Annotated in this window: 9 protein-coding genes and 2 pseudogenes; 4 read left to right on the forward strand and 7 right to left on the reverse strand. The window is 59.1% G+C overall.

The features are described from left to right. Positions 1-631 precede the first annotated feature (631 nt). The 3 genes and pseudogenes from I6F16_RS11965 to I6F16_RS11975 all read left to right on the forward strand — a co-directional run. Positions 632-2,002, forward strand: a complete 1,371-nt coding sequence (locus tag I6F16_RS11965) for a hypothetical protein (protein ID WP_225173731.1) — start codon at positions 632-634, stop codon at positions 2,000-2,002. A 2,673-nt stretch (positions 2,003-4,675) separates the two neighbouring features. Beyond that, the gene (locus I6F16_RS11970) at positions 4,676-5,095 is read left to right on the forward strand and encodes an SET domain-containing protein (protein WP_225173732.1); all 420 of its coding nucleotides are present in this window, start codon (positions 4,676-4,678) and stop codon (positions 5,093-5,095) included. Between the two features lie 443 nt (positions 5,096-5,538). After that, positions 5,539-6,022: pseudogene (locus tag I6F16_RS11975) on the forward strand (transposase); the annotation flags it as partial. A gap of 172 nt (positions 6,023-6,194) precedes the next feature. Here the strand turns inward: I6F16_RS11975 and I6F16_RS38180 are convergent. From I6F16_RS38180 to I6F16_RS12000, 5 genes and pseudogenes are all read right to left on the reverse strand, one after another. Continuing rightward, positions 6,195-9,107, reverse strand: coding sequence for a Ulp1 family isopeptidase (locus I6F16_RS38180; protein WP_225173733.1), 2,913 nt, complete (start codon positions 9,105-9,107; stop codon positions 6,195-6,197). A gap of 1,740 nt (positions 9,108-10,847) precedes the next feature. Next, a complete protein-coding gene (locus I6F16_RS11985; protein WP_225157460.1) occupies positions 10,848-12,128 on the reverse strand; it encodes a type II toxin-antitoxin system HipA family toxin in 1,281 nt (426 codons plus the stop codon). Continuing rightward, positions 12,128-12,418: a helix-turn-helix domain-containing protein gene (locus I6F16_RS11990; protein ID WP_225157461.1), complete on the reverse strand. Its 291-nt coding sequence runs from the start codon at positions 12,416-12,418 to the stop codon at positions 12,128-12,130. The genes I6F16_RS11985 and I6F16_RS11990 overlap by 1 nt, the downstream gene beginning before the upstream one ends. Before the next feature lie 1,100 nt (positions 12,419-13,518). Then, positions 13,519-13,790: pseudogene (locus I6F16_RS11995) on the reverse strand (zincin-like metallopeptidase domain-containing protein); the annotation flags it as partial. Positions 13,791-14,961: 1,171 nt separating this feature from the next. Then, positions 14,962-17,085 (reverse strand): prolyl oligopeptidase family serine peptidase, encoded by a 2,124-nt coding sequence (locus I6F16_RS12000; RefSeq protein WP_225173734.1) that lies wholly within the window; start codon positions 17,083-17,085, stop codon positions 14,962-14,964. Between the two features lie 1,015 nt (positions 17,086-18,100). Between I6F16_RS12000 and I6F16_RS12005 the strand changes: the two genes are divergently transcribed. Continuing rightward, a complete protein-coding gene (locus I6F16_RS12005; protein WP_225173735.1) occupies positions 18,101-19,732 on the forward strand; it encodes an outer membrane beta-barrel protein in 1,632 nt (543 codons plus the stop codon). A 292-nt stretch (positions 19,733-20,024) separates the two neighbouring features. On the opposite strand, the gene I6F16_RS12010 is transcribed toward I6F16_RS12005, so the two are convergent. Both I6F16_RS12010 and I6F16_RS12015 read right to left on the reverse strand, forming a co-directional pair. Beyond that, the gene (locus tag I6F16_RS12010; RefSeq protein WP_225173736.1) at positions 20,025-20,213 is read right to left on the reverse strand and encodes a hypothetical protein; all 189 of its coding nucleotides are present in this window, start codon (positions 20,211-20,213) and stop codon (positions 20,025-20,027) included. Between the two features lie 976 nt (positions 20,214-21,189). Then, complete coding sequence (locus I6F16_RS12015; RefSeq protein WP_036043214.1) at positions 21,190-21,777, reverse strand: hypothetical protein; 588 nt, start codon at positions 21,775-21,777, stop codon at positions 21,190-21,192. Between the last annotated feature and the right edge of the window lie 992 nt (positions 21,778-22,769).

Here is a 22,769-nt window from a genome sequence, read left to right on the forward strand (position 1 = left end):
GCTGCAGCCCAGCTGCCGCGCAATCCGCTTCACACCCCACCCGCACGCCCTCAGGCGCAACATCTCCGCCACGTCATCCGGCGTCTTCATCACCTGCCCCCGTGGATCACTCCACGTCGAGCCTTCAGTGATTCGTTCCTGCTTCATTCACTCTCTCCTCAGCTATCCGAGGAGGGGGCAATTCCTCATGACGCCGAGGGGGCAGTTTTCCATGGCGCGCGACACCAGAGCCAGCTGAGAACTGCAATCCAATCGAGAGCATCCGCCGCGGTGCGGCAACCGAGCGTGCGAGCCAAGAAAGCGTTATCGCCACAAACCGTAAAATTGATGGTGCAAGCTGATCGAGGTGGCCTCGAAACGTGCGGGTTGACTGAAGAGACCCAATCAGTTGCCGAGATGGTCGCGGCGTCAGAGTGCCGACGCCATTGTGCTCGTCCCGAACGGGCAAAGCCATGCCGCCTGCTCGGTCCCATCACGAGTCGCGGTCCAAAGCGGCGAAATGACTGATTTGAGATCGCAATCCGTAAGTCTCTAAGCGCGTCAGCTTTTCGACAGCTGATCCCAATAGAACGAGAGAGAGCGCCACTATCGTCTCCGCATTGCGAATCGACTCAAACCCCGGGGAGTTGACATGGACCCATTTAACAGCATCAACCCATTCGACCGTGACCACGCCGCGGTGCCACAACCGCAACAGCAGCAAGCGGAGTTTGAGCCGTACTTGGATGAAGTGCCGCAGCTTGATCCCCCTGCCGTTGCAGAGATCCCCGCTTCTTCAGATCCCTACTATTTTCCTCTGACTGAGGAAGAGCGTAGCCTCATCGAGGCCTTGGAACTTGGGCACCAGGGGGCTCACGGTCCTCATCCCGAAGACGCCGTCACCAGACACCTCGGGGACACCGCTGCCCAGCACAGCGCGCCGCGGGAAGCTTGGACTTGGCCGGTAGAGCTGCCTGTGGAAGGTCACGATCAGGACCCGCTGCGAGGGATGATGGGCGAACCCACCCTAACATCGTCTCTCCCAACCGCGCGCGATCACCAGGGACCGGACCGCGGAAAAGCCGTTCAGCTCAACTGGAGCGACGGCTACCAACCGGCTCGGAACGAGCTGACCGGGAGCGCTCCCTCTTCAAGTCACGAGGTCCTCTTGGGTGAGGACTACACCGGGGAGTTGAGGCCTGCGAAGAGGCAAAGAACACTAAGCCATACGGAAGGGGATGCCATCGGACGCGAGGTGAGCGAGCCCGGCAGTTCAGTCGTTCGCGAGCTGATGGAAGACGCCGGCGCACCGTTTCAGGCCAGCGATCGGCTCGTCCTTCCCGAAGGCTACGATCAGGACCTGCTGTGGGCGATGGTGGGAAACGCTGGCGCATCGTCGTCCGTCGAGCCAACCGAGGGTCATCACCAAGGGCTGGATTCAGAACCGGCCGTTATTCCCTTCAATTTCCGGCAGGGCGACCAGCACGCGTCCGCTGCGCTTGACCGTAGCAACGTCGCGCCGAGCCAGGACAGCCGACCCAACAGTTTTATCGTTCACAATGACCGCTACACGGCGCTGTTCGTGCCCGCGGCAACGATGAGGCGAAGCACCCCTCTTCCGCAAGGCGCTGCCATTCCTCTGGGATTTCGACTGGAAAACGCTCCGCAGCCCAGCGCGCAACCAGCGAACCGAGCCTCATCATCGCGGCTTGGACGGTCGATGGAGCAAGCCGCTCCGGCGTCCTCCTCCAGGGCTGAGGGGACGTCCCCCGCGCCCCGCGAGATTTATGCTGCATCATTCGCCGTTCCCAAGAATTTTTCGCACGGCGACCAACCAGCTCCGGACACGATGCTCTCGATGCTTCGCCGCTGGGGCCAGTTGCCGAACGATGCGCAGCCGGCAAGAAACTACGATATTCTCGGCGAGCGTTACACCGCCCTCTTGGGGCCGGGAGGCCCAAATGACGTGCGGCTCATCCATCACCCAAGCAATGGAGATGCCGAGAGACAATCCCCACGCTAAGAATTAGGAACCCGACCACATAGCTCCGGTATTGGAGTTATCAATGTAGCATAGCTTGCGCCAGCGAGCTTGGCGCGGTTCCGGGGGGTCCGGGTGAGCGCTACCCCGCCCGATTAACTTGCGCGCATCATCGCTGTGCGGCTCCTCGTTGAGCCGCACAGCGATCTTCTTTGATCTTCCGAACGCCAAAGCTGCGAAGAACACCTACGGTGTTTATCGCCGTTGCGTTTTACAGCATTGCCATTGATTGGGGCCTCGGCCCCGAGACAGGGAAGCATCCTCGGAGTAAAGAGGCTGGTTCCTGCCCGCATCGAACACGCGTCGGCTGAGCTTAGCTGGCTGCAGATGGGTGTGGTCGTCCATCAGTCCCAGATGCACATCCTGGCCGTGGCGTTCCGCAGAAAGCTCGTCTGGCCGACGAGGCGCTGCCCAGCACCTCGTCGATCCGCCTCGAGCCTTTCAGTACATATCTCAGGGGTCAGCAATGGTCCGGAATACCGTGCGCGATCTTCATCGCTTAGCCCAGCCGACGTGTTCCGCAGCTCACACAGTGCTACCCCGAAGCTACTGCCAACGCCCTTGTCGTGGTTATACTCCTGAGATGTGCATTCAACGTCCCCGCGGAAAGCCGGTCAGCAATGCCCTTCGCATTTTTCGGCGTAGACAGTCGCTGAAACCTTAAGAGCAGTGCATAGACCGTGAATTATCTGTCGCTACTCCGGTTTTGGACGCTTTGATGAGAACCGCGTCCTCCGGGATAAGGTTTCGGTTCAGCGCGGACTGCCGTCGGCACTGCTCTGCCCGTCGAAGACGACGACCTGAGATGACCTCTCCTCAAGGAGCTTCAGCGCAGGATGAAGCTGAGCAAGCCGCAGCGACCTCTGTCCGGCTGATCAAATCGGCCAGATGAGTGTGGAGGACCCTCAAAATAGCGAACGAGCCGCAAAGACGATCGCCACGGCAACATGGTTGCCGAGCACCAAAGCTGTATCTGTCCGCGACCAGCTTTCGCTGCTGAATGTCAACACCAGGAACTCCGACCCCGAGGCTGCTGCCCCATCTAAGCCATATCGCGACCATTATGTGTGAACGACCGCACATCTCGCGCGTACTTTGATGCCGGCAAATCATAGGGCAAGGCTCGCCGGCGCGAACGTTGAGGCGTTTCGCACTTCCTGCCGGCTTCAACTGACGATCGCCGCGACAATGTTCTACCTGAGCTGATCGTGCAAGCCTGCCGGGCCGAAAGTAGCACCAGGCGGGCACACCGCGGCTCCCGCAAGCATCGGGCCGACGCGACTCGCGCGAGGCGATCAAGTTCACGAGGCGTCTGCATGCCCCTAGCGGCGGATCGACGAACGCCACATTGAAAGATGCCTGGACCAATTGTGCGCAGGCTGTGCCGTGCGTTTGTCGCGTGTTTCAGTGTCCGGGCTGAGGAATAGAGCGCGGGGGGAGTACTTTCTGGCACGAGTGTCGTCTCTCTTTGGAGACCTGGCGCGATCACGGCTTGGCCGAGAAGCCCTCAGAGGAACGGGCCGAGCGAGTAAGGCAGCTCTGGTTATGGCTCGATTACCTCGTGGCCATGAGCGCTTGAGATGGGCCCTTCCATTTAGGGAAAAGATCTACTCTGGCTTCAGGTCCGCTCTGGGGTCTCGATGCGGAGAACATTGCAATTCGTTCATGCGCCGCCTTCAGCTGGCCTGGCGAGTTTGCCGATGAGCTTGAGACAATCGGCCTACGACGGGCTGCGGCTTCGGACAAAGCGCATAAGCCTCTCCTTGCTCACCTGCAGGATCAGCCGTTTTGCGGAGCCCCCTCTCCGTTACCGCTAAGCACCAAACCGGGATGCTGCACCCTAGACTCCAGCCTCGCCGCGCGTCGCGCCGATCGCGTCAAATCCCTTACGGCCAAACGCTTAGTGCAGATCTGGCGTCCTCACAGGACGGCCTCGCAGCGGAAGCGGCACGGGCGATGACCAGGAGTCTACGAGCGCACCACCAGCTCTAGGTCGCTCACAGGTGACCGATACGGTGCATACGCCCGCGAAATTATCCTGCACCTGACCTGCCATCGAACTTTCATCGAGCGGCAGTCACATGTGGCGACTTTCAGCGAGACCGCGCTTTAGACCACCCCAAGACTAGAGCTTTGTCGCGTGATTACAATGGGGGGCTGGTTACGCCGACGTGGTTGTGCGGCGAAATCAGCGTTCGACTGCCGATCGCCCACGGGGTAGCCCTTCGCTAACGATGTGCCCATGTCTCCACTTCTGTCCTGGGCATCCGCAAGGGACAGGAACCAGTGGCCATTGAGCGGTCAGCGCGAAAGCGGCTCTTGAAGGACCCGATGAAGCCGTTGCCGGCGGCTTGCCGGACCGTGAGAAAGGAAGCGTATCGCCGCGCTGATAGGCTTACGGGTCACGATCGCGCGACATGAACTCGCCGCCTTGATCAACGCGGATCTTTGCTCGCAATCCCACTGACTTGCAGCCCCCTTCCAGCACCGCCAAGATGGCGGTACCGCGAAAGGCGATCCGCCAGCCGCTGTCGCAACGAATGCGAAAAAAACCCAATTTGGGACGGAGGCGCGATTAGACGACCCTACCGGTTTGTGCAGGAGATTTCGGGGCTCAGGTCAGTTAGCTTGCTGGGTGTTAGGGAGACTTCTTCAATGTTGATTGTCGAAACTGTTTTAAAGCCAGACCAGTTTGGCGGTATTGGACTTTTCTCCGCCGCCCTTTTGCTCAAAGATTCGCTGATTTGGATTCACAACCCAATCGTTGACATCGCAGTGACGCCTGAGCAGTACGAAGCTCTAGCTCCAACATTTCGAGCTCTACTTGATAAGCATGCCTATCCAAGAGACTACAAGGCTAATGATGGTGTTATAGAGTACAATGCTGACAATGCCCGCTTCATGAACCACAGCAGTCAGCCAAACACATATCAAGACGATCATTGCCGAATTTTAACCGCGCGTGACGTACAAGCTGGTGAAGAACTGACTTGCAATTACTTGTTTTTCGATCCGACGTGTGACTTATCGTGGAATAAAGAACCATCGGTGAATGTTGATGCCCCGACGGGCTAGGCGGCAGTGGATTGAATTCGCGGTCTGACGACTTGATTCGTCGGCGAATTTACGGGAAGAGTTTCGGCAACTATTTGTGGCCATCGACCGACCCAGCTTTTTGCGGCAGCCTCCTGGAGCTTGAAGATTATTGCGAGCGCAGCCTTGTTCGATATCCCTGGCGCGCTAAGTGCGGTGGGCCAAGGCCCGGAGCGTGCTTTCGATGACGTATAGCCGCAACGTGGAGTTCACAAGATCTATAGAGCCTACCCTAGGCAAGATCTCCGCAGATGCCCCTGATTTCGCACTTACTTCAGAATCTGACGACGCTCGATCAATTCCCAATCGCTGCTGAGATGGCGCAGGAACTGAGCCTGAAAGTATCTTAGCATGCGCTCATTGGGCTGCTTAACGTCAGAGTGGCAATGTGCTGTTCACAAACGCACTTGATGACGACCGCTTGCGAGATCGAGCGCACCAGCAACGGCCGGGACGCCGACGAGCGGCGCGCCCTGCGCCAGGGAAAGGAGCAAGCCGCTTCTCGAGGATATGCACGCCTGATTGTTGCGAGAGCGCGAAACCCTCTCGCGCTCCTCCGAGGTCCTGAAGCTTATGAATTACATGCTCAGGCGGTGGGACGACTTCGCCCGCTTCCTCGACGATGACAAGATCTGCTTGACGGATGCGCTGAGCGCGCATTCAGAGGCATTGCCTTGGGGAAGGCGCAACTAGACCTTCGCTGGTAGCCAGCGTGGCGCCGACCGTGCCGCCATCATGCTGACGATGATCACGACCTATCGCCTCAACGACTTTGATCCCAAGGCCTGGCTCGCCGAGGTCCTGGTCTGGATCGCCGATCTTCCCGCGTCGCGCCTGCACGAACTGCTGCCCTGGGAATGGAAGCTCCTGCGCCAGGCCGATAAGCCCGCCGGGTCAGCAGGCCGCTGACCTTCACCCGACCGATCGTAGAGCTCGCTGTGCCCGCGCGCATGCGTCAATCAGGCGGTCTTCGTCGTATGCGTACTCAGCTCCTCACGTGAGACACTATGATGCTCTGCGAGCACACCGATTGCGGATCTTCGATCGGCGAGAACAGCATTTCACTCGGTCGTGCGCCTATTCAGTTGAAGCTGACACCAGCGCCTAGTCGGTCCCGCAGTGCCTGCCGACTGATGACAAGATTGTTGAGGTTCAAGTCCGGCCGTCTTGCTGCCAATCGCCTAACCAGTTCCCTGGTGCCGTCCAGGACAAAGACGCCGCAGTCATAACTGTTCTGCTGCTGTCTTATCGGGGCCTGTTGCAGGTTAGCGTCGAGCCGTCCTGCGAGTTCCGCTGCGGGCCTGTCATTGTATCCCTGGGTAGAGTCATAGTGATAGGCGACCGGCCGGCCACGATCGCGGCGATCAACCAGCAACAGCGACCAGTGACTGCCGCCCTGATGTCTATCCGTATTGCTGGCATCGCTTACCGGCAGGAACAGGAAGTCGGCTGTATCGTGGCGAACCCACCCTAATGCTCGTTCGGCGACCTCCTTGGAGGGAGATCGCAACATTTGGGCTATCAGGGGATCCACGAACCGCGTCCGGGCGGCGAGATCCGGATTGTTCTGCTGGAGCTCCTCCGCCAGGAGCTCATAGTCCCGTTGGATATGTTGGTCACCCAGCCACTGCGTCGGGCCCAGCACGGGTCCGCTACGGTGGCCGGAAGAGGCAACAGTAGCCGAGGGGTCGATCTGAGCACCCGGCATAGAGGTCGGGCGAGGATGATGGATGAATTGCGCACCGCGGCGTCCTCGCGGCCCCAATGTGATCGAGTTGGTCTCACCGTTGATGGAGACCTGGGTTGGGCCGCTGAACGGGGTCGGCAGGACCCCGATGTTATCCAGGACATCGAGTAAGAAATCCGGTACCGGCTGGGAGCCATCCTGGCAATCCTCATCGACTCGGGATCCGATGTCCTCAAGCTCCTCAAGTACGCCCGACCGCCCGACGAAGAAGGCGGGTTTACCGGCAGGGCTGAGCACCGGCGCTGACTGAGCATCGTCTTGCATCTGCTGCGGTGTGTACGGCAGATCAACGAAAGAGTTGAGACCCCGGTAGATGTCTGACGAGTGAGCTGGCGCGTCCGACGGTCCGGCGAAGACCGGCGGTCTAGCGGCAGCCCCACTCACCGGCGTCGACTGAGCATCGTCTCGCATCTGCTGCGGCGTGTACGGCAGATCAACAAAAGACTGAAGACCGCGGAAAATGTCTGGCGACTGAGCTGGCGCGTCCGATGGTCCGTTGAAGAGCGGCGGTCTGGCGGCAGCCGCGCCCACCGGCGCTGACTGAGCATCGTCTCGCATCTGCTGCGGTGTGTACGGCAGATCAACGAAAGAGTTGAGACCGCGGTAGATGTCTGACGACTGAGCTGGCGCGTCCGGCGGTCCGGTGAAGAGCGGCGGTTTGGCGGCAGCCCCACTCACCGGCGCCGACTGAGCATCGTCCCGCATCTTCTGCGGCGTGTACGGCAGATCAACGAAAGAGTTGAGACCGCGGTAGATGTCTGACGACTGAGCTGGCGCGTCCGGCGGTCCGGTGAAGAGCGGCGGTTTGGCGGCAGCCCCACTCACCGGCGCTGACTGAGCATCGTCCCGCATCTTCTGCGGCGTGTACGGCAGATCAACGAAAGAGTTGAGACCGCGGTAGATGTCTGACGACTGAGCTGGCGCGTCCGGCGGTCCGGTGAAGAGCGGCGGTTTGGCGGCAGCCCCACTCACCGGCGCCGACTGAGCATCGTCCCGCACCTCCTGCGGTGTGTACGGCAGATCAACGAAGGAGTCGAGGCCTCGGTAGATCGCGGATGACCCATCTGTTACCGCTTCCGGCGTCGGCCACTCAAAATCGTACGGCAGGTGCGGCGACCACGTTGAGTTCGACTCGCCACGCCGCGGCTCCCCACCCGCCTGTTCAGGGCAGACGCCCAGCGCAGCGTTCGCCTCGACGAGCAATAGGTAGTTCCTAAGCCGATCGAAGCCCATGTCCGCATTTCGACTGGATTTTTTAAAGTCGGTGTGATCGTCGTTCAACGACTTTTGCTGCTCACTGGTGCCGGTGAGTCGGCTCACTATGCTCCCCCGCCCCTCCCTTTGGAGCCAAGCACCCAATCTTCGTTGGTTGCGGGCCAGATTTTGAACAACTTTTTTCCGGCTCTTCTCCTCGGGTTTGAGCATGCTCAGCTCTGCCTTTTCCAGGCCATCAATGATGCGGGCGTCATCGGGATAAAGATGCAATGTGGGCGACGGGACAGCATGACCGCGGGGCTTCCGAGATGCACGCGGGCCGGAAACGTTCTCGGCATCGCGAACCTTGCCTAATGCGAACAATAGAAGCTCGTCGTTCGGGAACAACTTCTGAGCGAATTCAATGCGCGCAGCGTGGTCTAAGCCGGATATCGAGTAGCCCGCAAGATTAAGCGCGTTAGAAAATCTGCGAAGACTACGATCATGACGAGCAGCACTGCCCGACGTCATGCCACTGGCATTAAGCCGCTCTGAGAGGGGCGCGTCTTCCGCTGAAGGGATCGTGCGCGGCCGCCCGCCAGAAGTTACATAGCTCGGATCATGATACGCACGAAGGACACCCAACCCTTTCTTCATGTCTTCGTCATTCGGGAAGTAAGTCTTGACGTAACGGACCAGGGACTCGTGGTCCCCCAGATCAATCGTTTTGCGATGAGCGCCAAGATCATTTCCAAGTCGGCGAAGCGCCTGAGTATAGCGCTTAACCGTCGTCCGTTGTGGGTTTTTCTGAGCCGCATATTGGGCAATCGCCTTGTCGATAATGTCCCGATGGTCTGCAGAGAGATGGGGATGGTGGTTGCGGCTGCTGCGGGCGCCACTGGAGACAGGACCCGGATCGGGCGGGCGCGCCTCGGCCAAGTGCTGCTCAAAGCCCTCTTGCCCGGCATGGCCCCCCTGGTCCTCTTCCAAGACGGCGTGCTGCACGTGGGACCAAGCTGTTGGATTGGATGGATCGAAATTGTACGGGTCCACGCTAGCCTCACGTCCAAGAAATCAATTGAGCTGACCTTATTATGGATAGGCTTTCCAGAAGCTGACGAGGCCGTCGCTCGTGAAGCAATGCATCGCCACATCTGCAAAACGAAACTGCCCCGCGGCTCTCAATCGTCGCGGGGCTTCATGGGTTTAAGGACCCGCCGTCCTCGCCGCCGATGAACCCTTCCGGCGGCATGTGAGCCGACGACTCGTCATTGCTCTGGTTGCAAAACGGCATACCGCGCCGCAGGTGCACGCATGGGTGCCAAGCCGCAGTTGATCCAGATCGGTCTCGCAACTCCACGACGAGCCTTCCGCGATTCGTTCCTCGTTCATTCGCTCTCTCATCGGCTATCCAAGGAGACGGTAATCCTCGTGTCGCCGAGGGGCGCATTGCCTCGTAAAAATGTTACCGGACAACTTCCCAGTCGTGCCTGGGGCGGAGCTGCCGAATCAGTTCGGTGGCGGCTACGGCAGGGACGATCAGCATGCGCGAAAAGCGCGAGATCACATCAGCCCTGGCCGTGCGTCATCGGGCGGGCGGTCGGCGTGAGAAGGGACGACTCCTGGACGAGCTTTGCGCCGTCACGGGATGACATCGTAAGCACGCGATCCGCCCACTGTCGGTGGACGGGGCATCGGGATCCGCCGTGCCGCGGCGCCCGAGCCGGACCTATGGGGTTTCCATTCGCGCTGCACTGATTGTGGTATGGGACGCCTCTGACCGGCTCTGCAGTAAGCGGCTCGTCGCGAGCCGTTCTTGCTCCCGGCACTTGAACGGCACGGCAGTTTGAAGCTTTTTGCCCATGAGCGGTCGGCCGGTTTTGAAGGTAAGCGCGGTGACGAGCGATCGCCTGCTGAGCGACGTAAAGATCGCAGCAGCCGGAGGACGCCGAGGGCGGGATCAACAAATGATTCAGCGTAGATGTCTTAGCGACTCTGGCAGAGTGCGCTGGCGCAAGTCAGCATCGTCGCGCAACTCCGACCGCGTTAGCGCATTCAGGTCAACCAAAGACTCAAGAGCAGCGTAGGTGTCTGAGCGAGCTCTGGCAGGATGCGCCGGCCAAAATGAGCATCGTCGCGCATTTCAGACGGCGCGGGCGTATTCAGATCAACAAAAGGCTCAAGCGCCGCAGGTGCGTGACAGGAGCCCGGCAGTTGATGGCGATGCTGGTTCTTGCATCTGCTGGCCAAGTAGCCCAAGCTCCCGCGCTCGGGGTAGCCAGGCGTCGGGGGAAGCTCCCGCGCCGAGCCGGACTGCCGAGCGGACTGCACGGCCGGCGAACCCGGCTGCTCACGAGCTTGCAGCCCAGCTCTCGGTTGGCGGCGATGAGCTTTGAGTAGCTTGCAAAGATGCGGCAAATCGGGACCGTATACTCTGCCTCCAGTGCGTGGGAACGAAGCCCCCTTATACAGCTCGAACATTTCTTCGAGCTTCGGACGAGTGATGGGCAGGTCGGTTAGAGCGCACCAAGGCGACCTTGCCGGCGGGCAACAAAGCAGGACAGCGATTTCGTGTGTCCGCGTAAGCTCGCTCTCTTCAGAAGTGTCGGCGCTGGTAGCTGGACCTGCGACCCCGCGTCAGATGGGAAAACTCTGCTGAAACATACCACACGCGTCCCCCCTAGCGAATTACCCAAGCGCACCAGCCCCCGTCGGCAATACTCAACGCGAGATCATGATTCTAGACCGGCAGCTTTGCGTTCGGCTCCCTCCAATTGATGGATGATCCGTATCCTAGATCCCCTTCAGAACGTGTTCGCAATCCTTGGCTCGCGTACTCAAAGCCGTTGCCAATCGCTCGATGACAGCGTTCTCCAATCCCTCCTTTTGCGCTCGCGTGCGAATGTCCGCCACCAGGTCAGGGATCTGCCCGGCCATGGAGTTCAGCGTAGCGATGAGTACGTCCGCATCAACACGCGTCTCGCGTGCAAATTTTTGCCACTGACGCAAGCCAATTTGATCGAGCTTGTATTCACCCCCGACTTTCATGGCGAGTTTGATCTTGCGCTGATCGACGTGGTCGTAAGGAAGAATGCTGGCGATGTCGTAAAGGGGAGCGAGACGCACGAGAGCGCCGCTGGCCAGAAGCAATGAATAGTTCTTGGCGTGAGCATCAGAGCCCCCAATGAGCCAGTTGAAGATCAAAGCGCTGACGAACGTCTCAAGGTCAGCCTCGCGGTCTGTCGAGTAGGTCCGCAAGAGCTCGACCACATCGGCAGGCGTTGGTCCGCCCTCGTTCTGGTATTTCTTGGTCGGCGGGATGCCCATGGCCTGACAGATATCTTCCTGATGAACGCGGATAATGTCGTTCCCGCTGACCTGCCGATCGTAGCGTTCAACCACGATCGCTATTTCCTGTTCGAAGCGCATCACCTTGGTTTCAGCGGCTGGCAGCCCGAGTTCGCGTGCGAGCTGCAGGCAGATATGCTCATTCTCGGCGTGACCATCGAAATGGCCCGTCGGTGGTTTCAAAATGTGGGTGGTTGGTATGCGCCCGGACGGAATGCCCCATTTGTTGTCTTTGAGGACAAGCGCAGTTTTCGGCTGGGCGCCTGCAAGACTGAATTGACCCGTGTCGCGGGGCAGACGCCAGGCAGCGTGATCCTCGCGCAAGACTCGAAGCCGATTTGCTATTTCCGGCTTATCCAGCCATTCGATCTTGTCATCTTCGCCTGTTTTCAGAGTCCCCAATCGATCAGGCGTGACGAACTGGATGGCCCCGGCGCAATCCTCACCGACGTTAGAGATGAGGGCAAACACGTTGCGCGCCGATACCTGAAATTTCTTGGCCCAGCGCTCGAGCACCTGCTCGTTGTCAGGAAGCAGCCCCCACAAGAACGACCGAACAGTGGCTGGACCGTGCTCCTCGGCGGCAAGCGGCATCGAAAGCGACAGGGGATAGGCCCCCTCCGCGTTGCGCCATGCATTGTCATAGACGAAGGTCAGCCGGCCGCGCGCCTCACTGCGGACGCGACCGACTTCGGTACCATCCAAGAGTGCAATGAGCTCGGCCATTATGCCTTGCCTTTCTTGGCTTTGGTGACGATGGCGTTGATATCAACTGCGGAGCTAGACCCGCGGCTGGTGGGCCCTCCAGTGTTGGCCTCGACCGGGATGCCGAGAACGTCGAGAGCACGGAGGACAAGAGCCAGCTCTGCGCGGGGATGACCATGCTCGACCTCAATCACCCATTGACGGCTGACGCCGATCCGCTTGGCCAGTGTCGCCTGGTCTAGCTTGAGGCGTTTGCGTCTGTCGCGAAGGACGGCGCCGAGGTCGGCAGGTGTACGGATAAGCATGGCCATCCCCAATGTCAGCGCTCGCTTACAATAGCATATGTCGTCGTTCGCTGACAATCGCAAATGTCGCCTTTCGCCGACATCCCCGAATTGTCATCGATGGTTGACATCCTTAGTGGAAGTATTAACATTTTCAAAGACATAAAGCAGACAACCTGGCACACCCCAGCAATTCCCGCTCCGGTGCGCAAGTTCCTCGCCTGTTCGGTGTCTCGTTGACACCGAGTGGCGGCTCCCCGCGGGCCATGAGCCGCGCGCGCTCATGTGCGTGCGGATCAATCGGCATGAGCATTTCCTTCTCGCCGCTCGATACCTTGCGGGGCTTCTTCACCGCTTTTGCGGGTCTGAGAAGACGATGACGTTGCGAGCCATGCTGCCCCCTCGCCGTTCGATGCGTGGCTGCACCCAAGCAAAAGGCGCGCCTCGGATCCCAAATTGCTCGTGGGATGCAAGGCGCGGCTGCCCTTCGGCATACGGCACGCTTCCAAACGCATGGATTTCGACCATTGCGGATGGCCCTTAATCTGACCCCGGCTATTTTGTACTATCTGGGTCATCGACGAGGCAGCGTTACTCGCATCGCAAGTTTTGTCCGCTGATCCTCATGAGTGGACGAACCGTATCTCGCCCTCAATGGCGGCTTACTAATTGCTTTCACAGTCTCGCTTGTGTTGCCGTCCGGCAGTTCGTGATTGCTGCACGTGGTTGCGGTCTATGTCGGTTGGAATGGACTTGAAGTCATCGGGCTCGGCCTCCCTCGAGCCTTTCGCACACAAGCCGGACTCGCAACCCATGGTCGGGGGGGGGGGGGACGAGCGTCGCGCAGCATCTACGGACATCATGGTATGAAAGGCGTGAGCAGGGCCGTTGACCTCGCACGGTCGGTACGGTCGCCGCGATTGAGACCGGGCCTCGCGCTTCAAACCCATGCATCCTCAATCAAGATGCTTGCAGCCGCAGCGAACTATCTATGTGAAACCCGTGCGAAAATTCCGCCCCGCTGTAAGTGGGATGACGCCCAGTCAACGACTTCGTCCAGAGTCCATTGGACCCAAACTATTTGGAGCTAAAATGACGAGGTCCAGTTCGATGATTGCTGCCGCGGCTCAGGCCGCGACGGAATTTTTGGCCCGAAAACCATGCAGGAATTCCGCCGTCCGTTGGGCATTGGACGAGGTCGTGAAGATCGCGCGTCCGTTCTTCAGCACCTTGATTCAAGAGGCGATATAGGAGGCGTGATCCTCCTCACCTCCGGTGTTAGGCCGAGATCGGCGGACAGGAAGGCCGCGCCAAGCTCCGCGACCAACTCTTCCATGGCATAGCCTTCAACGCCGAAGCGCTAGCGGCCGAACTCGCGGTTCAGGCGGCTCTCGTGGCGGCATGCAGTGTCCAACGCCACTCATTGCACGCGCTGCGGCAGAAATGGAAGTACGTGGCCCTCACCTTTTCAGGTGGTGTACCGACATTCGCCAGAGTACCTGCGAAGCTTGTCAAGATAGTAGTGGGATTGGTCGGGGGCAAGATGTAAAACAGTGCGGGCGCGGCTCGGTGCTAACCGACCCGGGGGCTGAAACCAGGCCAACTAGTCCCTACCACATCCGCACTGCCGTTGAGACTAGCGGAAAAGTGACTCGGCGCCGATCGATCTGGAGCGATAGCGCTGTCCCTGTCACATCCCGCTAACCTCAGGCACTCTGTATGTGTGATAGCTTACCGCAACCTGACAGGGTGCGCAGTCGGTCAATAATGTGTGGGCTATCAACACCCGCTCAATCCGCCACGGAAATTCCTGCAACCACTCAGACATACTCTCTGTGCTGTCGGTCGTCACGACTTCAGGATTACCCGGACGGTTCAGGCTGCTGATCAGTGAGACATTGTCGGTTGCGGACCACACCATCTTAGATACTCCGCCCCGTTACAGTGCAGGTCTCCTGTGTCGTCAAATTGCGAATTCGGTGCTTTGCGCCCCGCCCATCCCTCTGCCGTGCATATTGTACTGCCATGTTCGTCGCACTCCGCCTATCGCGTCGATTGTCGGAGTGCATTTGTGGAATTCCGAGCCTTCAACCAGGGAATCCTGCGGATGACGAAAAGCGGGCCAGATGATGATTGCACACTTAAATTGTGGGCTCTGGGATGCGAGAGAAATAAAGCATCGCACGACTGAGCAATATAGGCCGGTCAGCAATAGATGGAACGCAGCGCGGATGCGACTTGGCGCCATCGAGGCGACTTGATGAGAAAGGCGCTTTCCCTATCCGCGTCCGCACTGCCAATGAAGTTAGCCAGGAGATCGAGAGGCTAACGCACCGGCTTTGCCGTGAGGGCTGTTCACCCGGAATGCCTCTTGGGTATTAACGAGAAATCGGCCCTGAGTGGCCTACCCGGACTGATAGGCGAGACTGAGGGCGTAGCTGATCGCTCGGATTCATCCGCAGGAAGATACCATAGCCCGCCGAGAATGAGCAAAGACGGGCTTGCGGACGCCGCTGCCGATAACGTCGTGCGCCAAGCGTCATCCTTCCAGTAGATCTTAGTCCTCGACCTCACTCATCGACAAGCCGCCGGGATGCATAAGTATATTCTAAAGCGATCTGGCGTGCCTGTTCAATTAGGTTGGCGGCGGCGCTATGCCCCCCGTCGGTATTCTCATAGTAGAGGTACGGTTGGCCCAACGCAGCGAGCCTCGCCGCTGCCTTGCGGCCATGCGCTGGATGCACGCGGTCGTCTTTGGTGGACGTGAGAATGAAGGGGGCCGGGTAGGTCTTGCCTGGCACCAACCTCTGATAGGGCGAGTAGGCGTCGAGCCACTTGCGCTGTTCGGGAATGCTGGGATCGCCATACTCGCTGATCCAGGAGGCTCCGGCGCCCAGCTTGGTGAACCGAACCATGTCGAACAGCGGAACCTGTAAGATGGCCGCATTGAAGAGGTCGGGTCGTTGAGTGATTGCGGTACCTACCAGGAGGCCTCCTTGGCTACCGCCGACCACGCCCAGCCGACGGGGAGAAGTGATTTTGCGCCGGATCAAGTCCTCCGCGACGGCGATAAAATCATCCCATGTCCGCTGCTTCGTTGCTCCTTGGGCAGTCTGGTGCCATTGGGGCCCGAACTCACCGCCGCCGCGCAGGTTCGCGACAACATACGCGTTGCCCTGCTCGAGCCAGAGTCGTCCGGTGAGACCCGCGTAAGAGGGGATGAGCGGAATCTGAAACCCACCATAGCCAGAGAGAAGCGTTGGAGTTGATCCGTCAAACCTTGCGCTCTTGGGTCGTACCAGAAAGTAAGGAATGCGGGTGCCATCGCGCGAGATTGCCTCGAACTGTTCGACGACAAGTCTCGAGGCGTCGAACCTAGGAGGTGTCGTCTTCAGGGCCTCAAGGCGTTCGGTTGCGGCATCGAAGTACCAGAGTATCGTCGGGCTAAGAAAGCTGGAGACGGTGAACATCGCCTCGTCCGTTTCATGCGATGCGGCAGCCAGGCGGACATTCGCATTCTCGGGAAGCGGGATCGCCGTGGCCTGCCAGGCGCCCTGATTGTACTTGTAGACGAACGCCCTACTCTGAACATTGTCCAGAATCGTTAAGATTAACAAGTTTCTTGTAGCGGTGAATCCGCTGAGCGCTTGTCGAGGCCCAGGCTTGAAAACGAGCGTGGGTCCGGCGCGCAGCGGATCCTGCTTCCATTCGGCCAGGTCATACGAGATGATCGAGCCCGCTGAGAAGGGGGTGTCTCCGGACGGTGGCATCCAGTCTTCGTTTAGCCTCACCAGCAGGCGACCACTCGCGATGCCCCCAATGGTCGCCTTCTTTGGCAGATTGAGCTTAATCGGCTTGGACCCAAAGAGAACATACTCATGCTCGAACGAACTGATGCTGCGGATGGCGCCGGTCGCATGGATCCTGCCTTCACTGTCGCGCAGCACGAATGGTGTGGCCTCGACATCGGTCGGCTCGCCACGGAAGACCTCGTGCGCTGCCGCGAGCGACTGACCGCGCTTGAGCTCCTTCACAACGAAAGGGTAACCGGCTTGCGTCATGGTCCCTTCGCCCCAATCTCGTGCAATCAGGACCGTGTCGCTATTTACCCAACTGACCTGCTGTTTTCCCTCGGGAAGTGCGAAGCCGTTCGTGACGAAGGTTTTGGCGACTGCGTCGAACTCCCGGACGAACACAGCGTCCTTGCCGCCCTCGGACAGGTTGAGCAAGCATAGGCGCTCCTCGGGCGGGAGGCAGCTCACCCCTTTAAGAACCCAGTTCTTCTTGTCCGCGTCAGCGAGAGCATCCACGTCGAGGATGGTCTCCCATCGAGGGCTCTGGGTGCGATAGCTTTCAAGCGTCGTACGCCGCAAGACGCCGCGCACCTGGTTCTCGTCCTGCCAGAAATTTTCGAGACCGCGCCGTCCCAATGAGACGTACGGAATCCGGTCCTTGGCCTGAAGAACGTGGAGCGCTTCCCCGTAGAAGCGCTGGTAACGTGGATCAGATTGGAGCGCACTGAGTGTCTTGTCGTTCTCGGTGTGAGCCCAAGCCAATGCGCGCGGCCCTTCGATCTCCTCAAGCCAAAGAAAAGGATCCTCAGCCCCGCTCGCAGGCGCTGGCGCCGGGGAAAGTCCCGCGGCCATCAAACAGCTCATGGATAGCGACACTGCGAGAAAAAGCGAGTTTTTCATGGGAATTGTCCTGAAGTTGGCCAGCCGGACTTGGACGTCTTGCTAGGTGAGTGGAAGCATTCGGAAGATGCATGCTCGGCTCCAAAGCGCAGGCACACGGGAATTTCGTCCGCTGGCTTTTTTGATGGAGCAAGCAGCGTGCCGCTTGAAAAGGGAGGTTCTCCAGGCGTTTCCAACCCATTTAAGTGTGGACCTTTGGACGTCCGTCTCAAAGCCGACAGTCGGTTCTTAGTAAGGGCGACGACATCTTGCGCAGCGGCCACCTTGCTCATCGTCGCAGTACGTAAATCTTCGACGTCGCTTGCTCCTTCCGTTCGGCCATTCACAACTCTGCTGGGCATGAATTGCCTTGAGCATGTGGACCTCGCAAACCTTGCGCGAAGGGATATCGCGCCGGTCAACTATCCCTAAGCGTTCGAGGACGCCGCGAAGGCGACGAAAGCCGCAAGACAACGGGCGCGCTAAAGTGGTCCGGACACGAGCTCGCTTTCTCGCGCACTCACGCTCCCAAAAACTAACACGAACTAAACTTGCAACGACCGGCCGCTGGCCATCACGGCAGCTCGCGCTGGAAAAGAACACTGCACTTTGAATGACGCTGTTCAGTCAGAGCGGAACAGGTCCGCGCACATTGCAATCAAAAAAGATGAAAGTCGCACATGCGCGCGCCTTCCACCCTCGCCGCGGAATGCAGTGCTACCGACGCTCAATTGTCCGCCTTCAAACCAACGTAAGAGAGTTGACGCGGCACACTCTTAGGAAACTCCTGCAAAATATACGAATTAGTCAGGCACGCGGCTTGCTTCGTTCAGGACATCATCACCAATCGTTAGTGCGGTGATCTTCGGAGCGGCCCCGGCGCGTCATTACGTGTCTGGTCGCTACGACGATTTGCCGTGCGGCGATACTTAGCGAGCGGGACCGCGTCTCGGCAAAGTGCAGGGCAATCATTATGCGATCAAGGTTTCTCTTTTTGGGTGCTACGACGATGGCGCTCGTCACAACGGGTAGAGCTATGGCGAACCTCGAGCGACAAGTACTGCCACCGGCGGTGTGGAACTGGTCTGGAGGCTACATTGGCGGTCACGCCGGCGGCGGGTACGGCCGAACCTCCTTTAGCAATCCCTTTGGCCCGTCGCTCTATGGCGGCAGCCTCGATATTCCATCGTTCGTCGCAGGTGGCCAGATCGGCTACAATTGGCAGAACAACAGTTGGGTGTTCGGCCTCGAACTGGATGCCAGCGCAGCTGCCGCCAACGGCTCAAACACCTGCCTAGCCGCCTCCCACTTGATTGTAAGCGCAAACTGCAACGCAGGTCCCAACCTCTTTGCGACCGGGACCGGTCGCGTCGGTTACGCCTTCGGCGCGCTCGGGCAAACGCTTGCCTATCTCAAGGCAGGCATAGCCTGGCAAAACAATCGGGGCGACGTCGTCAACAACTATGAAGGGGAGGGCCAGCCGCAGGGGAAAACCCATTTCGACTATGGCCGAGTTGGTAGCGTCATTGGGCTCGGTGTCGAGCAAGCCCTTACGCCTGCATGGTCGGTGAATGTCGAGTATGACTATCTGCATTTCGGCGGACCAAGTGTCGCCACCGCTTCGACAGTGCAGTTATCTCCGCCTGCGATTCTGCCGGCGAACACAACCAGCCTGTCCAGCAACTATCACATCGGAAGAGTTGGTCTGAACTACCACTTTGGCGTGGACCCAGAGGCCGCACCAAGGTCCGATGCGCCGTATGCGAAATCAGCCGATAGCGTACCACCCATTTCCTACGCGCCCGGCTGGTCGTTCGAAGGCGGCTCGCGGCTCTGGCTGAGCCGGGGACGATTCCAGTGGGATTACAGCGCAGTTCCGTACGGCTGGCCTGAAGACCCCAGCATATTGGTATCGAGGCTCACTTATCATGGACTGGACGGACTTTCTGGGGAGTTATTCGGCCGTTTTGACAGTCCCTGGGGAGTGTTCCTGAAGAGCAACCTTGGCATTGGGGGCTTCAACAAAGGCAAGATGAACGATGAAGATTGGCTGCCCCACAAGGGACGCCCCTACCAGAACATCCTTTCAGGCCAGTCAAACGGAAGGTTCGCATATTACACGGCCGACGCCGGCTACGATTTCCTGCGCAGTACGAACTACAAGGTCGGCGGATTTATAGGCTGGGCCTATTACAGCCAGAGCTCAGACTCGATCGGTTGCGTTGAGTTCGTTAATCCGTGGCATCGATGTCTGAAGCCGGGCGACAACAGGATCATTGGCGGTGAGGATACTCAATGGAATGCGCCTCGAATCGGCCTGAGCGCCGAAACCATGCTGACCGAGCGCTGGCGCCTGAATGCTGATATCGCTTACCTGCCCTGGACCGATTTCAAAGGCCGCGACTATCATCTCTTGCGTCCCAAGACCACCTTTGACGAACAACGCGGCAATGGTGGTGGCGGCGTCCAGATTGAGGGCGTGTTGTCCTACTTCCTCACCGAGAACATCGGTGTCGGGGTCGGTGGCCGCTATTGGGCCATGTGGACCAAAAAGGACAGCGGCTCTTTGTGCAGCAGCAGCGGCTGCGTCGGTGAGCCGCGCATTCTTGCGAAGTACAGCATGGAACGCTGGGGTACGTTCTTTCAGGCCTCTTATAAGCTCAATTAAGAACCTCACTAAGAGGCTCCAGACTTCAGATTCTGAGATGCCGTTCTGAAGTTTGCTGATGACCAGTCCTCGGGGCGCAATTGCCGCCGCGGATTGGCATGTCGCGATCGCGCTGTTCGCCGGGTTGCTACGATTGCATATCACCCGCCTTGGACGAGGCGGGCGCAACTCTGCCCCCGAACCAAAGCTCGTCCACTAATAACAGCTCGATTTCGGGGGCCGGACGAACTCGCTTCAAAGCCGATTGCGCGCGCCATTGCGACCGGGCTGGGATGCGCTCGATGCACGATTTCTAAATTCCGCAGCGGGATCTCTCGTGGGCAACCGAGACCGCGGCGAGCCCCAACATCACGTCGCCGGTGAATCCGAAATGGAGACGATAGAGCCACCAGATTGCGCAGCACCGGTCGAGATCGTACATGGCGATCGCGCGCCTCGTTGCTGCGACCATCCGCGCCATCGGCTTCATTCCGCGTGTCATCTGGAAACCTCGGCGTCTCCGGGCCAGCGCTCTCCATATAATGACTTTTAGGGCGGTGATGGTCCGCTGTCCGGCGCGTGCACCTGCAAGAGATTGGGAATTGAGATTGATGTTCACCATGGCGTTCTTTTCCGCGTTTCGAAGCTGTTTGCGCACACCCCATATGCATGCGATCTTTGCCGTAATCCTATGGTGCAGGTGCTGCTTGCAAAACGCCCAGGTCTGGTAGTGCCCAATTGGCCGGACTCCCGACCGACAAATGCGCTTACGCGATCCCACCGCTACGCGAAGCCACTTGCGACAGTGGTTGCGGCTATGCGACTTTTGCTGGCAGCTCCTTGAGAATACCTCGCGCGTCCGCCGAGGCTATCTAGGCTCGCATCGGCAGGGCCTACGCTGTTTCCGAGTAACCCCTCCAGGTCAGCGGTTTCGCTACCCAACTTGCGCGGACCCAGCCGACATCGAGCGCTGGCTTGCGGCCGAGCTCCGTCTGACCGCGCATGCAATTCTCGGTTGCCTCGCGAAGCAACGCCCCGAACCGTTCGGCCTGCACCACACCATCCTGACACCATCCTGCAGAGCTTGTTGGGATTGCTCAGAGGCAAAGCAGCCGAGACGATCATCCCGCACGGCTAAAGCTGCGGCGCTGGCCGCGCGTAATGGGCATTCCGCGCGTCTCCAGAAACTTCCGATCCTGCGCGGCATGGTGCAATCCCGGACTGGCCGATAGCCAGAGCTACATCGATCAAGCGAAACTAACATCCTCAGATGAGGCAATACCCAGGCAATATGGCAGGGGGGACTGAGGCCGGCGCCACGCGGACGAAACGTCCAGGATGACTGTTCATCTCGTGGGCTGCCAGTGGGCCCGAGGATGCGTACCCACTGGCTGCGCGAATAATCCACTATTGGACGAATGTCTCTCCAGCTAAGGACAACCGAAGTGATCGCAGGCCTCCAGCCACGCGCGATCGGTTCACAGCGGGGTTGTCTCCCGTGTAAGCCTAACGAACCCTCCTTCGGCTAATTCGGCTTTGTAGGCCCGTCCGTTAAGTAGGATCGTGGTGGAGTTATCTGCGGTCGGCATAAAACCGTCGTGGCGCAGCTTCTCCATTAGGGCAGGTGTGGCCCATTGCTGTGCGAGCGGCATTCCGTAGTGCCATTTCTCCGCGAAGAAGGCTCCGAAGTCCGGTACCCCCGCCCGGCCGACCCCAACCACTTGGTCCTCCGCAGGGTTATGAACAAGACGAACGCGATTGGACTCATCCAAACCGGCCGTGTAGCGGTGACCTTGGATTTCATAGGTCATCGTCGGCTGGTCCGAGTCCGGCAAGAGACCGTGGTGGAACAGCCTCTCAACCATCGCGTCAGGGGCGATTTGCGAACCGTGTAAAAATCTCTGTGGAGCGGCGAATGTGACATCTACCGCTTCCTCAGGTGCGGCAGGTGATGACGGACCAGCTTCATTCATGATCTGACTGAACAAATCATGATCTTCCTGTGTCCAGACGTGCGCTGTTGGCGATTCCGGGGAACGGGCATTGTCGATCGGGTTCGGATCCATAAAGCTCTCCTTTCTGTTGTGAGAACAACGGCCTCTTGAAGATCTCCCCCAGGGAATGAGCTGAGTTCGTCACGAATTCAGAGATGGCTGGCTTCGTCATCGAGGGGCCAAGGTCGAATGTTAAAGAGGCTGGCTTTCGAGAAGCTGACAAGGTCGAAGAAGGAGACAAACCCGCAGCCGCATCTGCCACGTCTGATGCGATCATCTCCGAGCCAAGTCTCATTCCGCCTGGCCTCGCAGTCGGCGCGTGGGTCTGCGTCGTGCATTGCGTTCACCTGGGCGTAAAGCTGGTTAGGAGGTCCAGGTGATGCGGACCGCGGCCAGACCCAGTCTTGCACCGAACATGTGCATTTCGACCTCTGCCCGCGACCCGTCGTTCTGGCGGACGCTTCGAGCCTATGCTCGGGGCCGCTAACCAGAATGACCGCGATAGCCGCGCCAGCGCGAGAACAGACGAAAGCGAGACCTACGTGAGAGTCCGGCAAGCGCGGAGCGAAGTGTTTACCTGAGAGAACGAAATCGCTGAGACGCAAAAGCAGCCGAGACGATCCTCCCGCGCACGGCTAAGGGTGCTCGGTGCCGGTGATCCGGGGACTGCCGCTGCGTGTAGCGGGTACTCCGCGAAGTCCCCAGCGCCTCGAACCCTGCGCGCCATGATACAACCTCGGACTGACAGCCGGAGCTACATCGGGCAAGCGGAACGTTACATCCCCAGGTGAGGCAATAGAAACCGCCAACTTTGTCCCGGCTGCTATGGACGCTCTGCGTCATGCAGATGGCACTCGTGTCAGGGCGTTGGAAAGAGAATTCACTGGTGTCCTGAATAAGGAAAATCGTCGTAATTCGTGCGCGCGGTGGCGAGGTCGCCGCTGAAATGTCCGCTTCCTCCAAGCGTCCGTTGGCGAAGAACCGTAGGGCACATTCGTGCTCGCCCGTTGCGGGCGCACGAACGGTAACTCCTGGGTATGCGTCGCTGGTTTGCCTTAACAGCT

The organism is Bradyrhizobium sp. IC4060, from assembly GCF_020193715.1.
Classification (GTDB): domain Bacteria; phylum Pseudomonadota; class Alphaproteobacteria; order Rhizobiales; family Xanthobacteraceae; genus Bradyrhizobium; species Bradyrhizobium yuanmingense.

Coding starts and splice junctions, on each gene's coding strand:
- I6F16_RS11965 (WP_225173731.1), top strand. CDS start 632: ATGGACCCATTTAACAGCATCAACCCATTCGACCGTGACCACGCCGCG.
- I6F16_RS11970 (WP_225173732.1), top strand. CDS start 4,676: ATGTTGATTGTCGAAACTGTTTTAAAGCCAGACCAGTTTGGCGGTATT.
- I6F16_RS11985 (WP_225157460.1), bottom strand. CDS start 12,128: ATGGCCGAGCTCATTGCACTCTTGGATGGTACCGAAGTCGGTCGCGTC.
- I6F16_RS11990 (WP_225157461.1), bottom strand. CDS start 12,418: ATGGCCATGCTTATCCGTACACCTGCCGACCTCGGCGCCGTCCTTCGC.
- I6F16_RS12000 (WP_225173734.1), bottom strand. CDS start 17,085: ATGAAAAACTCGCTTTTTCTCGCAGTGTCGCTATCCATGAGCTGTTTG.
- I6F16_RS12005 (WP_225173735.1), top strand. CDS start 18,101: ATGGCGAACCTCGAGCGACAAGTACTGCCACCGGCGGTGTGGAACTGG.
- I6F16_RS12010 (WP_225173736.1), bottom strand. CDS start 20,213: ATGACACGCGGAATGAAGCCGATGGCGCGGATGGTCGCAGCAACGAGG.
- I6F16_RS12015 (WP_036043214.1), bottom strand. CDS start 21,777: ATGGATCCGAACCCGATCGACAATGCCCGTTCCCCGGAATCGCCAACA.